The sequence below is a fragment of the Defluviimonas sp. SAOS-178_SWC genome, assembly GCF_039830135.1.
Lineage (GTDB): Bacteria > Pseudomonadota > Alphaproteobacteria > Rhodobacterales > Rhodobacteraceae > Albidovulum.
Genome location: NZ_CP156081.1, coordinates 1,930,539 through 1,946,202, shown reverse-complemented (window position 1 = coordinate 1,946,202; position 15,664 = coordinate 1,930,539). Strand labels below are relative to the sequence as shown.

The window sequence follows — 15,664 nt, the reverse complement described above, 5'->3', positions numbered from 1 at the left end:
GTCGATAAGGAGGGGCTTCCCGCCATTGGTCTCGACGATCAGGCAATGGGCGGCGGCTGATCTTGTTGACCGAGATCAACGGCACGGCCGCGCGGATCGGCGATCTTCGCCGCAGGTCAATCTGAGGAGGTCCGCATGTCCCGGAGCAAGCAGAACCTGATCTGGTTCGACAAGGTGGCGCGCGGTGACGTGGCGCTGGTGGGCGGCAAGAACGCCTCGCTCGGCGAGATGACGGTGGCCTTGTCCCAGAAGGGCGTGCGGGTGCCGCCCGGCTTCGCCACGACCTCGTCGGCCTTTCGCGCCTATCTGGAGGCGAATGCGCTCGATGACGTGATCGCCGAACGCCTCGCCGCGCTCGACAAGGGCCGGATCGACCTTCAGGCGGCAGGGCACGCGATCCGCACCGCCATCGCCACCGCCGACTGGCCCGAAGATATCGCCGCCGAGATCCGCGCCGCCTATGCCGAGCTTGCGCGCCGCACCGGGCGCGAGAACCCGGCGGTCGCCGTACGCTCCTCGGCCACGGCAGAGGACCTGCCGGATGCGAGCTTTGCCGGTCAGCAGGAAACCTTCCTGAACATCAGCGGCGAAAAAGCGCTTCTGGACGCGTGCCGGCGCTGCTACGCCTCGCTCTATACCGACCGCGCAATCACCTACCGCACCCTCAAGGGCTTCGCGCATGAAAAGGTCGCGTTGTCGGTTGGCGTGCAGCTTATGGTCCGCAGCGATCTCGGCGGTTCGGGCGTGATGTTCTCCATCGACACCGAGTCGGGCTTCAACAAGGTCGTGCTGATTAACGCCGCCTGGGGCCTTGGCGAGAATGTCGTGCAGGGCGCCGTCGATCCCGACGAATATCAGGTCTACAAGCCCTTCCTCTCGGCCCCCTCGCTGACGCCGATCGTGGCGCGGGCGCTCGGGGCCAAAGAGCAGAAGATGATCTACGCCAAAAGCGCGGCGCATCCGACCCGCAACGTGCCGACCTCGATGGCCGAGCGCGAGGCTTTCGTGCTGGGCGATGCCGAGATCCTCGAACTGGCGCGCTTCGCGGTGACGATCGAGGATCACTACGGCCAGGCCATGGACATGGAATGGGCGCGCGACGGCGAGACGGGCGAGTTGTTCATCGTCCAGGCGCGGCCCGAAACCGTGCAGTCGCGCGCCAGTGCCGCCGGTTTCCGGAGCTACTCCGTCGCCGCCAAGGGCCCGGTCCTGACCGAAGGCCTCAGCGTCGGCGAGGCGGTTGCGACGGGCGAGGTCTGCCTTCTGAATTCTGCCGCCGAGATCGACCGGTTCGTCGATGGCGCGGTCCTCGTCACCTCCACCACAGACCCCGACTGGGTGCCGATCATGAAGCGCGCGGCGGCCATCGTCACCGATCACGGCGGCCGCACCAGCCATGCCGCCATCGTCAGCCGCGAACTGGGCCTGCCGGCCATCGTCGGCACCGGCAACGCCACCCATGTCCTGCATGACGCGCAGGAGGTGACCGTGTCCTGCGCCGAGGGCGAGCGGGGCTTCGTCTATGCCGGCACTGCCGAGGTGACGGTCGAGGACGTGAAGCTCGACGCCGTGCCGAAGACCAGGACGAAGGTGATGCTGAACCTCGCCAATCCGGCCGCCGCCGCGCGCTGGTGGCGATTGCCGGTGGACGGTGTCGGCCTCGCCCGGATGGAATTCGTCATCAACAACGCCGTCCGCGTCCACCCGGTCGCCCTCACCCGCTACGGCGAGTTGAAGGACGAGGCGGCGAAGGCCGAGATCGACCGGATGACTCGCGGTTATACGGACAAGGCGGATTATTTCGTCGAAACGCTGGCGATGGGTCTGTCGCGCATCGCCGCGACCTGGTTCCCGCACCCTGTCATCGTGCGGATGAGCGACTTCAAGACCAACGAATATGCCGAGCTTCTCGGCGGCCGGCAGTTCGAGCCGCATGAGGAAAACCCGATGATCGGGTTTCGCGGCGCCTCCCGTTACTATTCCGATGCCTATCGTGACGGTTTCGCGCTCGAATGCCGGGCGATCAAACGCTTGCGCGAAGAGATGGGATTTTCAAATGTCATCGTGATGATCCCCTTCTGCCGCTCCCCCGAGGAGGCGGACCGGGTGATCGCCGAAATGGCAAAGAATGGGCTGAAGCGCGGGGAGAACGGGCTTGAGGTCTACGTTATGTGCGAAATCCCCTCCAACGTGATCCTCGCCGAGGATTTCGCGAAGCGCTTCGACGGCTTCTCCATCGGCTCGAACGACCTCACGCAGCTTACACTCGGCGTCGACCGCGACAGCGAGGCGCTGGCGGACCTCTTCCGCGAGCGCGATCCTGCGGTGTTGTGGATGATCCGTACGGTGATCGAACGGGCGCACAGGTCCGGCAGCAAGGTCGGGCTCTGCGGTCAGGCGCCGTCCAACGATCCCGAGTTCGCGCGACTTCTGGTCGAGGCGGGAATCGACTCGATCTCGGTCACGCCCGACAGTTTTCTCGCTGTGAAACGGCACGTTGCGGCGGCCGAGAACGGATGACTGAAAGGACCCTGCAGCCCTGAAACAATGCATCGCGCGCCTCCGCCTGGATCCGGCCGAGTACAGCCCCGCGCCCAAGGGTCCGACCTCCAAACCAAGGTCGCGATAATCGGGTACCTCCCCGCCTATACTCCATCCAAGTGACCCGCTATAGGTGGGAAAAATCACTCTTGGAGGATCTGTAAATGCGGACACGTGCAGCGGTTGCGGTAGCGGCGGGCAAGCCCCTGGAAGTCATGGAGGTGAACCTCGCGGGCCCGAAGGCGGGCGAGGTCATGGTGGAGATCAAGGCCACCGGAATCTGCCACACGGACGAGTTCACGCTGTCCGGGGCCGACCCCGAAGGGCTCTTCCCGGCAATCCTCGGACATGAGGGCGCAGGGGTGGTGGTCGAGGTCGGGGAAGGCGTGACCAGCGTCAAGAAGGGCGACCATGTCATCCCGCTTTACACGCCGGAATGCCGCGCCTGCCCGTCCTGCCTTTCCCAGAAGACCAACCTCTGCACCTCGATCCGCGCGACGCAGGGCCAGGGGCTGATGCCGGACGGGACCTCGCGCTTCACCACGCTCGATGGCGACCCGATCCTGCACTACATGGGCTGCTCGACCTTCTCGAACTACACGGTTCTGCCCGAGATCGCGGTCGCAAAGGTGCGCGAGGACGCGCCCTTCGACAAGATCTGCTACATCGGCTGCGGCGTCACCACCGGCATCGGCGCGGTGATCAACACCGCAAAGGTGGAGATCGGCGCGAAGGCGGTGGTCTTCGGCCTTGGCGGGATCGGGCTCAACGTCCTTCAGGGGCTGCGGCTCGCCGGCGCGGACATGATCATCGGCGTCGATCTGAACGACGACAAGAAGCCGATGGCCGAGCATTTCGGGATGACCCACTTCATCAACCCGAAGAACTGCGAGAACGTCGTGCAGGAGATCGTCAACCTGACCAAGACCCCCTTCGACCAGATCGGCGGCGCGGATTATTCCTTCGACTGCACCGGCAACGTCAAGGTGATGCGCGACGCGCTCGAATGCACCCATCGCGGCTGGGGCCAGTCGATCATCATCGGCGTTGCGCCGGCGGGGGCCGAGATCCAGACCCGGCCCTTCCAGCTCGTCACCGGACGGGTCTGGAAAGGCACCGCCTTCGGCGGCGCGCGGGGCCGGACCGATGTGCCGAAGATCGTCGACTGGTACATGGACGGCAAGATCGAGATCGACCCGATGATCACCCACACGCTGAAGCTGGACGAGATCAACAAGGGGTTCGATCTCATGCATGCCGGAAAGAGCATCCGGTCGGTGGTGGTATACTGACGCAGGGCCTTCGTCTTCGCGCCGGTTTCAGGCGCGAAGATCGACACGAGACACTGACGCAAAACAACATGTGAGTTCAGCCTCACCGTTTCGATCCCTCGGCAAGGAGCGCGAAGTCTCTTTGCCGACAGGATTGGCGTTGCCGACAGGAAAGAGGGAAGCGGGCGGGCATGACGCAGGATATCGAACTCGCCTCGCGGAACCAGTGATACGGCGGATCCCGGCCGATCTTTCGCCGCACCTCAACCGCCTGTGAAGCAGGGATTGCCTTTGCCGTCTTTTGGCCCCTTGGTTACCGTCTTGGGGCACCTGTCGGGTCCGGCCGCGCCCATGCCGCCCGGCGGTCCTTGTCGGGACCGGCCCCTTGCCTCGCTCCCTCCCTGCCCAGACTTGCCGCACCGGGCCGGACCGCAACCTTCGACGGCGGCGGCGGCCCGGCCCTCCTGCGATCAGTCTCGCACCCGCACGACGGCCCGCGGAACGGCGCCCCTCGGGCGGCAGGCCCAATTTGCCGCACTCCGAAAGTTCGGCGTAACCGATATCAATTGTGGACATCTGGTAAACTAATGTTACCAATAATGGCGAGGAACGGGATTTCGGATCGAGGCGGCGACCGCAATCCTGAGAAAATGACGGGCCGCCGAAAATCGGGAGGAACGCAATGCTATTGAAACCCAGTTCGCGGCGGGCAGCGCTGAGAACCATCGCGGCGGCCGGCGCAACCACGGTTGCCGCTCCGTATATCGCGTCGGCGCAGGCCAATGGGACGACCTGGAAGATCCAGACCTCCTGGCCCGGCGGGGCCGGCTTGCAGATCTTCAAGGACTGGTGCGCGACCATCGTCGAGAAGACCGGCGGCGAACTGGCCTTCCAGCCCTTCGGCGCGAATGACGTCGTCGGCGACTTCCAGCTTTACGACGCGGTGAAGAACGGTGTTCTCGACGCGGTGAACCCCTTCACCATCTACGCGCAAGGCATCATCCCGGCGGCAACGTTCCTGACGTCCTATCCCCTCGGGCTGCGCAATCCGCATGAATTCGACGTGTTCTTCTACGGCCTCGGCGGGCTCGAGATCGCGCGGGAACTCTATGCGGCGCAGGGCATGTACTATGTCGGCCCCGTCCATCACGGGCCGAACATCATCCATTCCAAGGTGCCGATCAATTCGATCGACGACTTCCGCGGCCGCAAGATGCGCCTGCCGGGCGGCATGGTGGCCGAGGTCTTCACTGAGATCGGCGCCGAGACCACCGTGCTTCCGGGGTCGGAGATCTTCCCCGCGCTGGAAAAGGGCACGATCGACGTCGCCGACTATGTCGGGCCGGCGGTGAACTACGCGCTCGGCTTCAGCCAGGTCACCAACTACATCTCGATGGGCCCTCCGGGCTTCATGTCGGTCTACCAGCCGGTCGACCTCATGGACATCACCGTGGCGCAAGGCGCCTGGGACGCCCTCTCGCCCGGCATGAAGCAGTTCGTGGAAATGGAGACGCATGTCTATTCCGACATGCACCACGCCGCGATCCAGAAGGCCGACCAGGAGGCCTGGGCCAAGTTCGCGGCCGATGGCACCGAAGTCACGCGTCTGAGCCAGGACGACGTGGAGCTTCTGACCGAGGTCGCGGTGCCGATCTGGTTCAGCTACGCCAACCGCGACAAGAACGCGGCGCGGGTGTTCAAGATCCAGCTCGACTACATGATGTCCGGCTCGCTCGGCTATGTGACGCCGGCGCAGATCGAAGGCCTGACGCTCGATCTCTGACACTCACGACGGAATGACAGAGGCCCGCGCGGGGCGTTCCCGCGCGGGTCCTTGCGCCCCGCTGACGCGGCCCACCCTCAGGAAACCGCAATGCCCCATATCGACTTCACGCTGCCCCATTGGGCCTACTGGCTTGGCCTGATCATCTTTCCCGTCGCGGGCATGATCCTTGCCCGCAGGGCGCGGCCCAGGCAGGCGGGCTACAGTGCGGCGCTTGCCTATCTGGTGCTCGTCACCGGTGGCATCCTCGGCCTGCACCGGTTCTACCTGAAAAGCCTTCTTGGCCTCATCTACATCCCGATCTTCCTCTGTGTCCTCTGGGGCAACGCGCAGGAACGGGAAGCGCGGTCGGTGCTTTCGGACGCGACCAACCTCGTGAAGGTCGCCGAGCGGACGCTGGAACGGGAACGGCCGCGCCTGGCGACCGCCGAGGCCGATATCGACCAGCTCCGCGCCGAGGTCGCTGCGGCAGAACCCGACAGCTTCGCCAAGAAAAGCGCCGAGCGCCGGCTGAAGCGCGCCGAGGATGCGATCGTCACGGGTCGGGATCGCATCACGACGGCCGAAGCCGAGCTGGTAGGCGCGGCGCCAATTGCGGAGGCGGCCGGAAAGGATCGCGCCTTCTGGGCCAATGTCGCCCGCTATGCCTTCTACACGATCCTCGCCCTCATGGCGGTGGATGCCGTGCTGATTCCGGGCCTCGTCCGCCGCGCCGATGCGCTGGCCGCCAGGGAAGTACCCGAGGAAAGCCTGATCGACGCCGAGACGGCCGAGAAGGCCGCGCAGATCGACCCCGATGCCCGCAAGGCCGACCATGAATGGGCCGAGAACTGGATCGACCGGCTATCACTCTTCGCCGGCGAGTTCGTCAGTTACTGGGCCGTGATCGCCGTTTTCGTCTACTATTTTGAGGTTATCAGCCGCTACGTCTTCAACTCGCCAACCAACTGGGCACACGAGTCGATGTACCTGATGTTCGGCATGCAATACCTCATCGCCGGTTCCTACGCGATGCTGACCGAAAGCCATGTGCGGGTGGACATCTTCTATGCGCCCTTGTCGCGGCCGAAGAAAGCATGGGTCAATCTACTGACATCGGTCTTCTTCTTCATCTTCGCGGGCACCCTTCTTGTCACGTCCTACATCTTCGCGATGGACGCGGTGGCGGTGCCGTCGGGCAATTCGGTCGTCTCGGACTGGGCGCGCGGCCAGATCGGCTTCGGCGAGATGCTGGGCGGGCTTTCGCTCCGCGACTGGACGGATCCAGCAATCCGCTGGGGCGAGATCAGCTTCAACGAATGGGAAGTGCCGCTCTGGCCGATGAAATGGATGATGTTTGTGGGGGGCGTTCTTCTGGTCCTTCAGGGCGTCTCGAAGATCTCAAAAGACATTCGCGCGATCGCGAGGGGAGCCTGAAGCATGGGTCTTGATATTTCCATCGAGCTTCTGACGCTCATCATGTTCGGCTCCTTGCTGGCGCTCTTGATGGCGGGGCTGCCGCTGGCCTTCGTCACCGGCGGTCTGGCTTGCGTCTTCCTCTTCGTCCTCGGCGACGCGCGGGCGCTGAACATCGTGCCAAGCCGCATCTTCCCGCTGATGACCAACTACCAGTTATCGGCGATCCCCTTGTTCATCTTCATGGCGGCGATGCTGGAACGGGCGGGCATCATCAACGACATGTTCGACGTGATCTACAAGGTTCTGGGCGGCGTGAAGGGCGGGCTCGCCTCGGCCACGATCATCGCCTCTACGATCCTTGCCGCGATGGTCGGCGTGATCGGCGCGGCGGTGGTGACGATGGGCATCATCGCGCTGCCGGCGATGCTGAAGCGCGGCTATGATCCGAAGATCGCGATGGGCTCGATCATGGCGGGCGGCACGCTCGGCATCCTGATCCCGCCGTCGATCCTCGCCATCATCTACGCAGTCGTCGCCGAACAGTCGGTGGGCGAGCTGTTCATCGGCGCGGTCATTCCCGGCCTCATGCTCTCGGGCCTCTACATCCTCTACGTGACGGTGCGCTGCTACATCAATCCCGATCTCGGCCCGCCGATCCCGATGGAAGAACGCGTCTCGACGCGCGAGAAGCTCCATCTTCTCGGCAAGATGTCCGCGCCCATCGCGCTCATCTTCGTCGTCCTCGGCGTGATCTTCTCGGGCGTGGCAACCCCGGTGGAGGCCGCCGGCATCGGTACCTTCGGCGCCTTCATCGTGGCGGCCATCCACCGCCGCCTCGACTGGCCGACGATCCGCGAGGCGTGCCTGACGACGCTCAAGGCCAGCGCGATGGTCATCTGGATCATGTTCGGCGCAACGATCTTCGTCGGGCTCTACGTCCTCGAAGGCGGCCAGCAGTTCGTGCAGGAGACGATGCAGGGTGCCGGTCTCGGGCCCTGGGGCATCCTGATCGTGATGCAGATTATCCTCATCATCCTCGGCATGTTCCTCGACTGGGTCGGCATCCTGCTGCTCTGCGTGCCGATCTTCGTACCGATCATCAAGTCGCTCGGCGCCGCCGCCTTCGGCTTCGACAATACCGATGACCTCGTTCTCTGGTTCGGGGTGCTCTACCTCGTCAACATGCAGATGAGCTTTCTTTCGCCGCCCTTCGGCTACGCGCTCTTCTACCTGCGCGGCGTGGCGCCGGACTCGATCCCGATGTCGGATATCTTCCGCTCGGCGATCCCATTCCTGCTTCTCCAGGTCGTGGGGCTTCTGATCTGCATGCTGGTGCCGGAAGTGATCACCTGGCTGCCCGATCTCGTCTATCGCTAGGCGCGGCAGAGATGGATGAGACCCGCCATCCCGGTGTGGAACCGGGGCGGCTTCCGTCCGCGATAACGTATTATTTTCCACAAATCGGTTCTTCCTGTTAACCATTGTAGCGAACAAGCGGGATTTTACCCGATGCAAACGAATTGGGTTTGCTGCGCGAAAGCGAGGTTCGGATGGGGACGGATTGGAACAGCGTCATTTCAACGCGGCATTCGGCAAAGGCGAACAGGCCGCTCGGGCTGACGCCGTCGGAGACGCACACGCCCTCGGCGTGGTTTCTCGGGCCGAATGCCGAGAATCTGGACATCATGACCGAACTCATCGCCATCGCGCTCGGCGATCATGCCAAGGCGCGCGAGGATTACATGAAAGGCGACCCGAACATGGTCGCCGCCCGCGATCCGAGCTACGAGACGACGGTCGCCGCGATGAAGGCGAACCTGCGGAAGATCACCGCGGAACTGCGCGGCTCCATCCCGCTTTCCAGCCATCGCAATCAAAGCCACATGTACTGGGACATCACCATGCCCGGCGCGGCCGGCTATTTCGCGGGCATGCTCTTCAACCAGAACAACGTCGCCGCCGAAGCCTCGCCGGTGACGACCGGTCTTGAGATCCAGGCGGCCCGCGATCTTTGCACCATGCTCGGCTACGACATGGGCGCGATGCCGGTGCCCTGGGGCCATATCACCTGCGACGGATCGGTTGCGAACATCGAATCCATGTGGGCGGCGCGGAACCTGAAATACCAGGCCGTGGCGCTGGCGCGGGCGATCCGGGTCGAGCCAAGCCTTGAGGGCGCGCGGGGCATCAATGTCCGCAAGTCCGACGGCACCTGGGCGCGGCTTCTCGACCTGACTCTGTGGGAGCTTCTGAACCTGGCCACCGACGACGCGCTCGACCTGCCGAAGCGGCTGGTGACCGAGGCGGGCATCGCCGAGGCGGCGGTCAAGGCGGCGCTCGACGCCTATTCGATCCGGGCGAAGGGGACGGCGGAATTCGATGCCGAGATGCTGCACGGCGCCGTCACCAAGGCGCCGGCGATCTTGGTCCCCGCCACGGCGCATTATTCCTGGGTGAAGGCCGCGACGCTGCTCGGCCTCGGCACCCGCTCGGTTCGCCCGATCCCGGTCGACCTCGACGGACGGATGGTCGTGTCGGAACTGGCCCGAGAACTGAACGCCTGCCTCGAGGAAGAGCGCCCGGTGGTCCAGGTCGTCGCGGTCATCGGCTCGACCGAAGAAAGCGCGGTCGATCCCCTGACCGACATCCTCGCCCTGCGCGACCAGTTCGCCGGGCGCGGCCTCACCTTCGCGCTGCATGCGGATGCGGCCTGGGGCGGGTACTTCGCCTCCACGCTGCGGCAACCCGCGAAGAACAAGCTGACACCTGACGGCGAGGAAACCGGCCTCGACGACACCCCCGAAGAGGCGCTCAGCGACCATGTCCGCGACCAGTTCGCGGTTCTGCACCATGCCGACACGATCACCGTCGATCCACACAAGTCGGGCTATGTTCCCTACCCGGCCGGCGCGCTCTGCTACCGCAACCGCGACATGATCTTCCAGATCGCCCTGACCTCGCCCGTCGTCTTCCACGACGGCGAGGCGCCGACGGTCGGGGTCTATGGCATCGAAGGATCGAAGCCCGGTGCTGCGGCGGTCGGCGTGATGCTGTCGCACATCACCGTGCCGCCGAACAAGCTCGGCTACGGCCGGCTTCTGGGGCGCTGCGTCTTCAATTCCAAGCGCTACTATGCCGCGCTGACCACACTCGCCAAACCCGACGACGATTTCATCGTCGTCCCGCTCCAGCGGCTTCCCGCCGAAAAGGACGAAAAGACCGCGACCGAGATCGAAGCTCAAAAGACGCTGATCGCCGAGAAGATCGTCGGCCATTCGAACCGCCGCCTGCGCGAGATCTTCGAGGCAGAGCCAGAAATCCTCAATCTCTTCCAGGCGCTCGGCCCCGATCTCACCGTCTTTGCCTATGCGTTCAATTTCAAGGTCGGCGGCAAGCTCAACCGCGATCTGACGCTCTTCAACGAGTTCAACAACGCGCTCTTTCACCGGCTGAGCCTCGAAGTGCCGGAAAAGTCGGGCGATGTCCCGAAAACGCCGCTCTTCGTGACCAGTTCCGCATTCGATCCAGCGGCTTACGGGGAGAAGTTCGTCAAAACATTCGCCGAGCGGGCGGGCCTGGACTATAATGAGCGCCACCCGGTCCGCTTTCTCATCTCGACGATGCAGAACCCGTTCCTGACCGCGACGGCGGACGGCAACTTCATCCCGACGCTGATGACGGTCTTCCGCGAAACGATCGAAGATGTGCGCGGCCACATCATCGCCAGACACGACCTCGAGAAGGAGGCCTGACCATGGTGCATTTCAACATCGCGCCGCAGATGAACTACGACCATCCAGAGGTCGACAACCCGCCCTGCCAGCACGCCTTCATCCTCGTCGGGCTGGAGCGGATCTACGGCGTCCACATGACCCAGTATCACTGCGAGAAGCACAAGTATCAGCTGATCCTGCATATCGACCTGCCGGAGGAGGCGCGCGCCGAGTACCTGCGACAGCGCGACCTCTATCCCGACGACACGTTCATCCTCTGCAACCGGATCGAGGACAAATGCTCGATCCCGTCCCTGGGCGGGTTTGAGCGAACTTCCTTCACCGGCGCGATCTATCGCGGCTTCCGGCCGCCCCCCGATCCCGAACCGGAAGGTTGGTTTCCCTGGAACGACAAGGAAACCTTGCCGGTCATCGACAAGATCGAGGTGACGGTGAAGCGCGTCGTCCTCTGGCGGCCTTTTGTCCATCATGAACCGGCGCCGGACACGGCGAGCTATTTCATGTGGGGACACCGGGAGCCGGGTTTCGGCCATATGCACGAGGCGCATATGACCAACCTCCAGACCGCGCAGCTTCTGACCGGTCCGCACGAGCCGCCGCTCTACGGGCTCGACCAAGATCATGTGATGAGCCTCGCCGAGGCGCCGCAATGGGTCTCGGGCGAAATGCTCAATGCCGGGATCGTGGTCTCCGTGCCCTCAATCCCACGGACCGAGCCGGACCCGCGCGACCCGCACCGGTCCCGCACCCGGCTCCTGCCGGAGCCGCCGTTCTCAAAGGGCGATACCTTCGCGGTGATGTATCGTGGCATCCAGCCGCCACGCCATGTGCGGGCGGGGCCGACGTTCCTTTGGGCGAGCGTGGTCTGCAACAGCCCCGCCCTGGTGCCAGTGACCCCGGACATGAGCATGATCATTTCGCCGATGCCCGAGAAATACTGGCTGTAGGAAGGAGGGGACATGACCGAAGGGTACACGAAGGAAGACGGCAATACCGAGCTTTGGCACACGATCTTCGCCGTGGGCCACCCGGATCTGAGCGCCCAGCAGAGCTTTCACGCGAAGCTGCCGCGCGATCCGCGCTGCAAGCTCTGCAAGGCGCCCTTCGCCGGGCTCGGCGGGCTCTACATGCGGTTTCGCGGCAAGGCGCCGTCGAGCCGCAACAAGAACTACTGCAATGCCTGCGACGGCTTCCTCGATGCCTTTCCGGGCGGGGCCGAGGTCGGGATGTCGGTGCTCTTCGCCGATATCCGCAACTCCACCACCTTCGCCGAGACGGCCGGGCCGAAGGCGGCGTCGGACCGGGTCAACCGCTTCCTCGACAGCGCCACGAAGTCGATCACCGACAATGACGGCTTCATCCTCGCCTTCTACGGCGATTGCATCGTCGCGGTCTGGCCTCCGGGCTTTTCCGGTCCGAACCATGCGCGGATGGCGCTGACCGCCGCGCGCGACATTGCCGCGAATGCAAGGTCCGGGGCGGGTGCCGCACCGGTCGGTGTCGGCGTCCATATGGGCGAGGTCTATATCGGCACGGTACAGGCCGCGCGGGGGCTTTTTCGGGACGTGTCGATTTTCGGCGTCGAGGTCAACGTCACGGCCCGTCTCGCCGCCTCGGCCGCGGCCGGAGAAGCGCTGGCGAGCAAGGCCATCGTCGACGCCGCCGGCGGTGACGCCGGCGCGATGCGGAGCTTCGATCTGAAGGGCATCTCACGGCCAGTCGAGGCGACCTCGCTGGCGTGAGGTCATAGGCCGGCAATCTCGCGCAAGGCATCGCGATCGCGGATATAGATGCCCTGCGGTGTCATCTCGATAATGCCGTCGCCCGCCCAAGCCCGCAGGCGGCGGTTGACGTTCTCGCGCGAGATGCCGGAGAAATCCCCAAGATCACTTTGCGAAAAGCGCTCGGAGGGCAGAAGCGCGCCTTTATCAGTGTCCTCCCCCCAGCGTTCGGCCAGCCGGATCAGCGCCCGCGCCAGACGCGACGGCGCTTCGGTCTGGGCCTGGGTCGCGAACATTTCCGACGCGTTGCGCACCTTGCCGCAAAGCTCGGCCACAAGCGCGAAGAGGGCCTGCGGACGCTCGCGCAGGAACCCCATCACGTCACGTCGATAGAGGAGCAATCCCCGCACCGGCGTCGTTGCGACCGCATCGGCGCTCCGCGGCCCCCCGTCGAGAAGTGCGATCTCGCCCAAGGCCTCGCCTGGTCCCATATGGTTCAGGACCGATTTCCGCCCGGAGAGCGCGGTGATCGAAATCTCGACCCGCCCCTCTTCGATCAGGAGGAGGGTTTCGCCCAGATCGGCACGGCTGAATATCATCTGCCCGGCGGCATAGCTCGCGTGGTGCGCAAGGCTCAGGAGATCCCCCAGATCGCCGTCGGGAAGCGACGAGAGCAGCACGCTCCCGGACGGATCTTCTGGACGCTTCTCCCCCATGCCCCACTCTTTCCCGCCGTCCGTCGCCGGTCAAGTCGGCTCTCTGCGGAGGAAAGCGCGGGAAGGCCCGGCGATGGGCGCTTCGCCGGGCCTTACGTTGAGGTCGAGGTGTCTTCAGCCCCAGCCGCCGCCTCCACCGCCGCCTCCACCGCCACCTCCGTCACCGTCATTGCCGCGATCATTGGACCCGCCGAAATAGCTCGGCGCGGTCGAGGCCGCGGGGGCTGGCGCCGGAACTGCTGCCGGCGCAGCCGCTGGCGCAGATGCGGCGGCCGGGGCCGGTGCATAGGACGGCATATAGGCAGGCATCGACTGGCGCTGCGGTTCAGGCTCGGGACCACACGCGCTGAGCGCGACAGCGCCGAATAGGAAAATGCCGCTAAGGGAGGTTTGCTTGTAGGTCATGGTCAATCTCACTTCTGGTCAATCGAGGTTTCGGGTTTCAGTCGGAGGAGAGCCCGCCGGCATCCTTGATCCGGCGGATCAGTTCGAGCGTCTTGCGGGGGTCGGCCCGGTAGGCGTCCTGCAGGATCGCGATGTCCGGCCAGTCGGGAAGCCCCGGCGCGTCGGGTCCGGCGGCACTGTCGTCGCCAACGCCGCGCGCGGTCACGCCGCCTTGGACGAGCGCGTCGAGTTCCGCGCAGAACAGCGCCGAGAGATAGCCGCTCCGCAGCCCCAGCTCCGCGCATTCTTCCGCCCCGGCGCCGCCCGGAGCGGCAAGAAGGAGGGCGGGAAGGATCATGCGGTGCATCGGGACCTCCGTGGGGTCTGGCCGTTCAACATATCGTGAGACTACGCCGACCGACCCGGAGCGCGGCCGCGTCGTTTAACTTACGAAACGCCCGCAAGAGGCTGGAAATCCTGTGAATTGCGAAGACCGGCGTCCGGCCGCCATTGGTTCGGGCGCATAGGAAAGGAGAGACCGCCATGGTGAGTTTCGACTATCTGCTGACCGCCGGGGCCGGCCTGACCGCCTTCATGGGGCTGATGCTTCTGCTCAAGCGCGTACTGGTCACCTCAATGGCGATCAAGACGCTGATCTATTCCTTGCCCTTCGGATGAGCGTCATGGGGTCCGAGGCCGCATATGACGCGCTGGTGCGCCACCTGATGGGGCCGCTTGTCGCCTATTACGACGACCCGGCGATTTCGGAGATCATGATCAACGGGCCGGACGACATCTTCATCGACGGCAGGAACGGCATCGAGAAGACCGGTCACCGGATGCGCGACGCGGCGGCGCTGACGGCGCTTGCCCGGGTGATCCTGCAATATTCCGGCAAGCGCCTGACGCCCGAGAACCTGTCGCTTGAAGCGCGGATGCCCAACCGCTCGCGCGTTCACATCGTTCAGGACCCGGCGGCGCGGGCCGGGATCACCATCGCGATCCGCCAGTTCGCGCGCCAGCCCCCCACCCTTCAAGACCTGGTCGACAGCGGATCGCTGACCGAAGAGTCGATCGACTATCTCCGCGGGCAGGTGCTCGGTCACCGCAACATCATCATCTCGGGCGGCACCGGCACCGGCAAGACGACGCTCCTCGGCCTCCTCGCCCGGATGATGAAACCCGAAGAGCGGATCATCACCATCGAGGACGTGGCCGAGCTCGATCTCCGGATGCCGCATGTCGTGCAGCTCGAGGCGCAGATGCCGGACGCCAAGGGTCGCGGCGGGGTCACGATCCGCGACCTCTTCCGCGCTACCCTGCGGATGCGTCCCGACCGGATCCTCGTCGGCGAGTGCCGCGGCGGAGAAGCGCTCGACATGATCCAGGCAATGAACTCCGGCCATGCGGGATCGCTCTCGACCGTCCATGCCGACGATCCGATGCGCGCGCTCTCCCGGCTTGAGACGCTGTGCCTCATGTCCGATGTCGAGGTGCCGCTGATCGCGGTGCGGCGCCAGATCATCGAGGCGATCGACCTCGTCGTGCAGGTCCAGCGCAAGGACGGGCGCCGCGCCGTGGTCGAGATCGCCGAGGTCGGGAAATCATCTTCTGACGCGGCGCACTACACGGCGACCCCGATCTTCGCGCGCAGGGCTGACGGCGCGCTCGAACGGGTCGCCCGGCCTGAACCCTCCCTGTCGCACTGAAAACGACGCGCCCCTGCGCCCCGCCTTCCGCCCATATCCTCATATCAGCGGATACGAGATCCGCCACGGAACAAGGGATCTCCTCATGTCACTGGAATACTTGCTGTATTTCGCGCTCGCCCTCGCCATTGCGACGGTTCTCGCGACGATGGGAAGCGAGATCGTCGACTTCGTCATCACGCAAGTCAAAGAAATCATGGCTTGACCCGACCCATGCCCGAAGTTCCCAAATTCATCAAAAGGAAAAGCAACATGACCCTCGAGAAACTCCTGATCTTCGGTTTCGCGCTCGCGGCCCTTTTCGCCATCACCACGATCGGCACCAACATGTTGAAAGACCGGGGCACCGCGAACAACGAGTTCAAGCAAGAGGTCGACGGCCTCAAGAACGCCGGTTTCTGAGGTTT

General features: G+C 64.6%; 14 protein-coding genes. 11 read left to right on the top strand and 3 right to left on the bottom strand.

The genetic code is table 11. The features are described from left to right. Nucleotides 1–135 precede the first annotated feature (135 nt). From ppsA to V5734_RS10380, 5 genes are all read left to right on the top strand, one after another. Nucleotides 136–2,520: a phosphoenolpyruvate synthase gene (ppsA, locus tag V5734_RS10400; RefSeq protein ID WP_347313430.1), complete on the top strand. Its 2,385-nt coding sequence runs from the start codon at nucleotides 136–138 to the stop codon at nucleotides 2,518–2,520. A gap of 185 nt (nucleotides 2,521–2,705) precedes the next feature. Beyond that, nucleotides 2,706–3,833 carry an S-(hydroxymethyl)glutathione dehydrogenase/class III alcohol dehydrogenase gene (locus V5734_RS10395; protein ID WP_347313429.1) on the top strand — a complete coding sequence of 376 codons (1,128 nt, stop codon included), beginning with the start codon at nucleotides 2,706–2,708 and terminating at the stop codon, nucleotides 3,831–3,833. A 661-nt stretch (nucleotides 3,834–4,494) separates the two neighbouring features. Continuing rightward, nucleotides 4,495–5,595 carry a TRAP transporter substrate-binding protein DctP gene (gene dctP, locus V5734_RS10390; RefSeq protein WP_347313428.1) on the top strand — a complete coding sequence of 367 codons (1,101 nt, stop codon included), beginning with the start codon at nucleotides 4,495–4,497 and terminating at the stop codon, nucleotides 5,593–5,595. A gap of 90 nt (nucleotides 5,596–5,685) precedes the next feature. Next, nucleotides 5,686–7,011 carry a TRAP transporter small permease subunit gene (locus V5734_RS10385; RefSeq protein ID WP_347313427.1) on the top strand — a complete coding sequence of 442 codons (1,326 nt, stop codon included), beginning with the start codon at nucleotides 5,686–5,688 and terminating at the stop codon, nucleotides 7,009–7,011. A gap of 3 nt (nucleotides 7,012–7,014) precedes the next feature. After that, nucleotides 7,015–8,370 carry a TRAP transporter large permease gene (locus V5734_RS10380; RefSeq protein WP_347313426.1) on the top strand — a complete coding sequence of 452 codons (1,356 nt, stop codon included), beginning with the start codon at nucleotides 7,015–7,017 and terminating at the stop codon, nucleotides 8,368–8,370. 97 nt (nucleotides 8,371–8,467) lie between these two features. On the opposite strand, the gene V5734_RS10375 is transcribed toward V5734_RS10380, so the two are convergent. Next, a complete protein-coding gene (locus V5734_RS10375; RefSeq protein WP_347313425.1) occupies nucleotides 8,468–8,680 on the bottom strand; it encodes a hypothetical protein in 213 nt (70 codons plus the stop codon). On the opposite strand from V5734_RS10375, the gene V5734_RS10370 reads away from it, so the two are divergent. From V5734_RS10370 to V5734_RS10360, 3 genes are read left to right on the top strand one after another with little or no spacing between them, the layout of a single operon-like run. After that, nucleotides 8,679–10,745, top strand: coding sequence for a pyridoxal phosphate-dependent decarboxylase family protein (locus V5734_RS10370; protein WP_347313424.1), 2,067 nt, complete (start codon nucleotides 8,679–8,681; stop codon nucleotides 10,743–10,745). The genes V5734_RS10375 and V5734_RS10370 overlap by 2 nt on opposite strands. A 2-nt stretch (nucleotides 10,746–10,747) precedes the next feature. Continuing rightward, nucleotides 10,748–11,674, top strand: a complete 927-nt coding sequence (locus tag V5734_RS10365; protein ID WP_347313423.1) for a hypothetical protein — start codon at nucleotides 10,748–10,750, stop codon at nucleotides 11,672–11,674. Between the two features lie 12 nt (nucleotides 11,675–11,686). Next, nucleotides 11,687–12,469 carry an adenylate/guanylate cyclase domain-containing protein gene (locus V5734_RS10360; RefSeq protein ID WP_347313422.1) on the top strand — a complete coding sequence of 261 codons (783 nt, stop codon included), beginning with the start codon at nucleotides 11,687–11,689 and terminating at the stop codon, nucleotides 12,467–12,469. 2 nt (nucleotides 12,470–12,471) lie between these two features. Here V5734_RS10360 and V5734_RS10355 read toward each other — a convergent pair whose 3' ends face one another. Beyond that, a complete protein-coding gene (locus tag V5734_RS10355; RefSeq protein ID WP_347313421.1) occupies nucleotides 12,472–13,164 on the bottom strand; it encodes a Crp/Fnr family transcriptional regulator in 693 nt (230 codons plus the stop codon). A gap of 442 nt (nucleotides 13,165–13,606) precedes the next feature. Beyond that, on the bottom strand, nucleotides 13,607–13,915 hold the full coding sequence (locus V5734_RS10350) for a hypothetical protein (RefSeq protein WP_347313420.1): 309 nt from the start codon (nucleotides 13,913–13,915) through the stop codon (nucleotides 13,607–13,609). Between the two features lie 176 nt (nucleotides 13,916–14,091). Between V5734_RS10350 and V5734_RS10345 the strand changes: the two genes are divergently transcribed. The 3 genes from V5734_RS10345 (at nucleotide 14,092) to V5734_RS10335 (ending at nucleotide 15,659) form a co-directional block, all read left to right on the top strand. Continuing rightward, the gene (locus tag V5734_RS10345) at nucleotides 14,092–14,226 is read left to right on the top strand and encodes a hypothetical protein (protein ID WP_347313419.1); all 135 of its coding nucleotides are present in this window, start codon (nucleotides 14,092–14,094) and stop codon (nucleotides 14,224–14,226) included. Nucleotides 14,227–14,231: 5 nt separating this feature from the next. After that, entirely contained in the window at nucleotides 14,232–15,257 is a 1,026-nt protein-coding gene (locus V5734_RS10340; protein WP_347313418.1) for a CpaF family protein, read from the top strand. A gap of 252 nt (nucleotides 15,258–15,509) precedes the next feature. Then, on the top strand, nucleotides 15,510–15,659 hold the full coding sequence (locus V5734_RS10335) for a hypothetical protein (protein WP_347313417.1): 150 nt from the start codon (nucleotides 15,510–15,512) through the stop codon (nucleotides 15,657–15,659). Nucleotides 15,660–15,664: the final 5 nt, after the last annotated feature.

Coding starts and splice junctions, on each gene's coding strand:
- ppsA (WP_347313430.1), top strand. CDS start 136: ATGTCCCGGAGCAAGCAGAACCTGATCTGGTTCGACAAGGTGGCGCGC.
- V5734_RS10395 (WP_347313429.1), top strand. CDS start 2,706: ATGCGGACACGTGCAGCGGTTGCGGTAGCGGCGGGCAAGCCCCTGGAA.
- dctP (WP_347313428.1), top strand. CDS start 4,495: ATGCTATTGAAACCCAGTTCGCGGCGGGCAGCGCTGAGAACCATCGCG.
- V5734_RS10385 (WP_347313427.1), top strand. CDS start 5,686: ATGCCCCATATCGACTTCACGCTGCCCCATTGGGCCTACTGGCTTGGC.
- V5734_RS10380 (WP_347313426.1), top strand. CDS start 7,015: ATGGGTCTTGATATTTCCATCGAGCTTCTGACGCTCATCATGTTCGGC.
- V5734_RS10370 (WP_347313424.1), top strand. CDS start 8,679: ATGACCGAACTCATCGCCATCGCGCTCGGCGATCATGCCAAGGCGCGC.
- V5734_RS10375 (WP_347313425.1), bottom strand. CDS start 8,680: ATGATGTCCAGATTCTCGGCATTCGGCCCGAGAAACCACGCCGAGGGC.
- V5734_RS10365 (WP_347313423.1), top strand. CDS start 10,748: ATGGTGCATTTCAACATCGCGCCGCAGATGAACTACGACCATCCAGAG.
- V5734_RS10360 (WP_347313422.1), top strand. CDS start 11,687: ATGACCGAAGGGTACACGAAGGAAGACGGCAATACCGAGCTTTGGCAC.
- V5734_RS10355 (WP_347313421.1), bottom strand. CDS start 13,164: ATGGGGGAGAAGCGTCCAGAAGATCCGTCCGGGAGCGTGCTGCTCTCG.
- V5734_RS10350 (WP_347313420.1), bottom strand. CDS start 13,915: ATGCACCGCATGATCCTTCCCGCCCTCCTTCTTGCCGCTCCGGGCGGC.
- V5734_RS10345 (WP_347313419.1), top strand. CDS start 14,092: ATGGTGAGTTTCGACTATCTGCTGACCGCCGGGGCCGGCCTGACCGCC.
- V5734_RS10340 (WP_347313418.1), top strand. CDS start 14,232: ATGGGGTCCGAGGCCGCATATGACGCGCTGGTGCGCCACCTGATGGGG.
- V5734_RS10335 (WP_347313417.1), top strand. CDS start 15,510: ATGACCCTCGAGAAACTCCTGATCTTCGGTTTCGCGCTCGCGGCCCTT.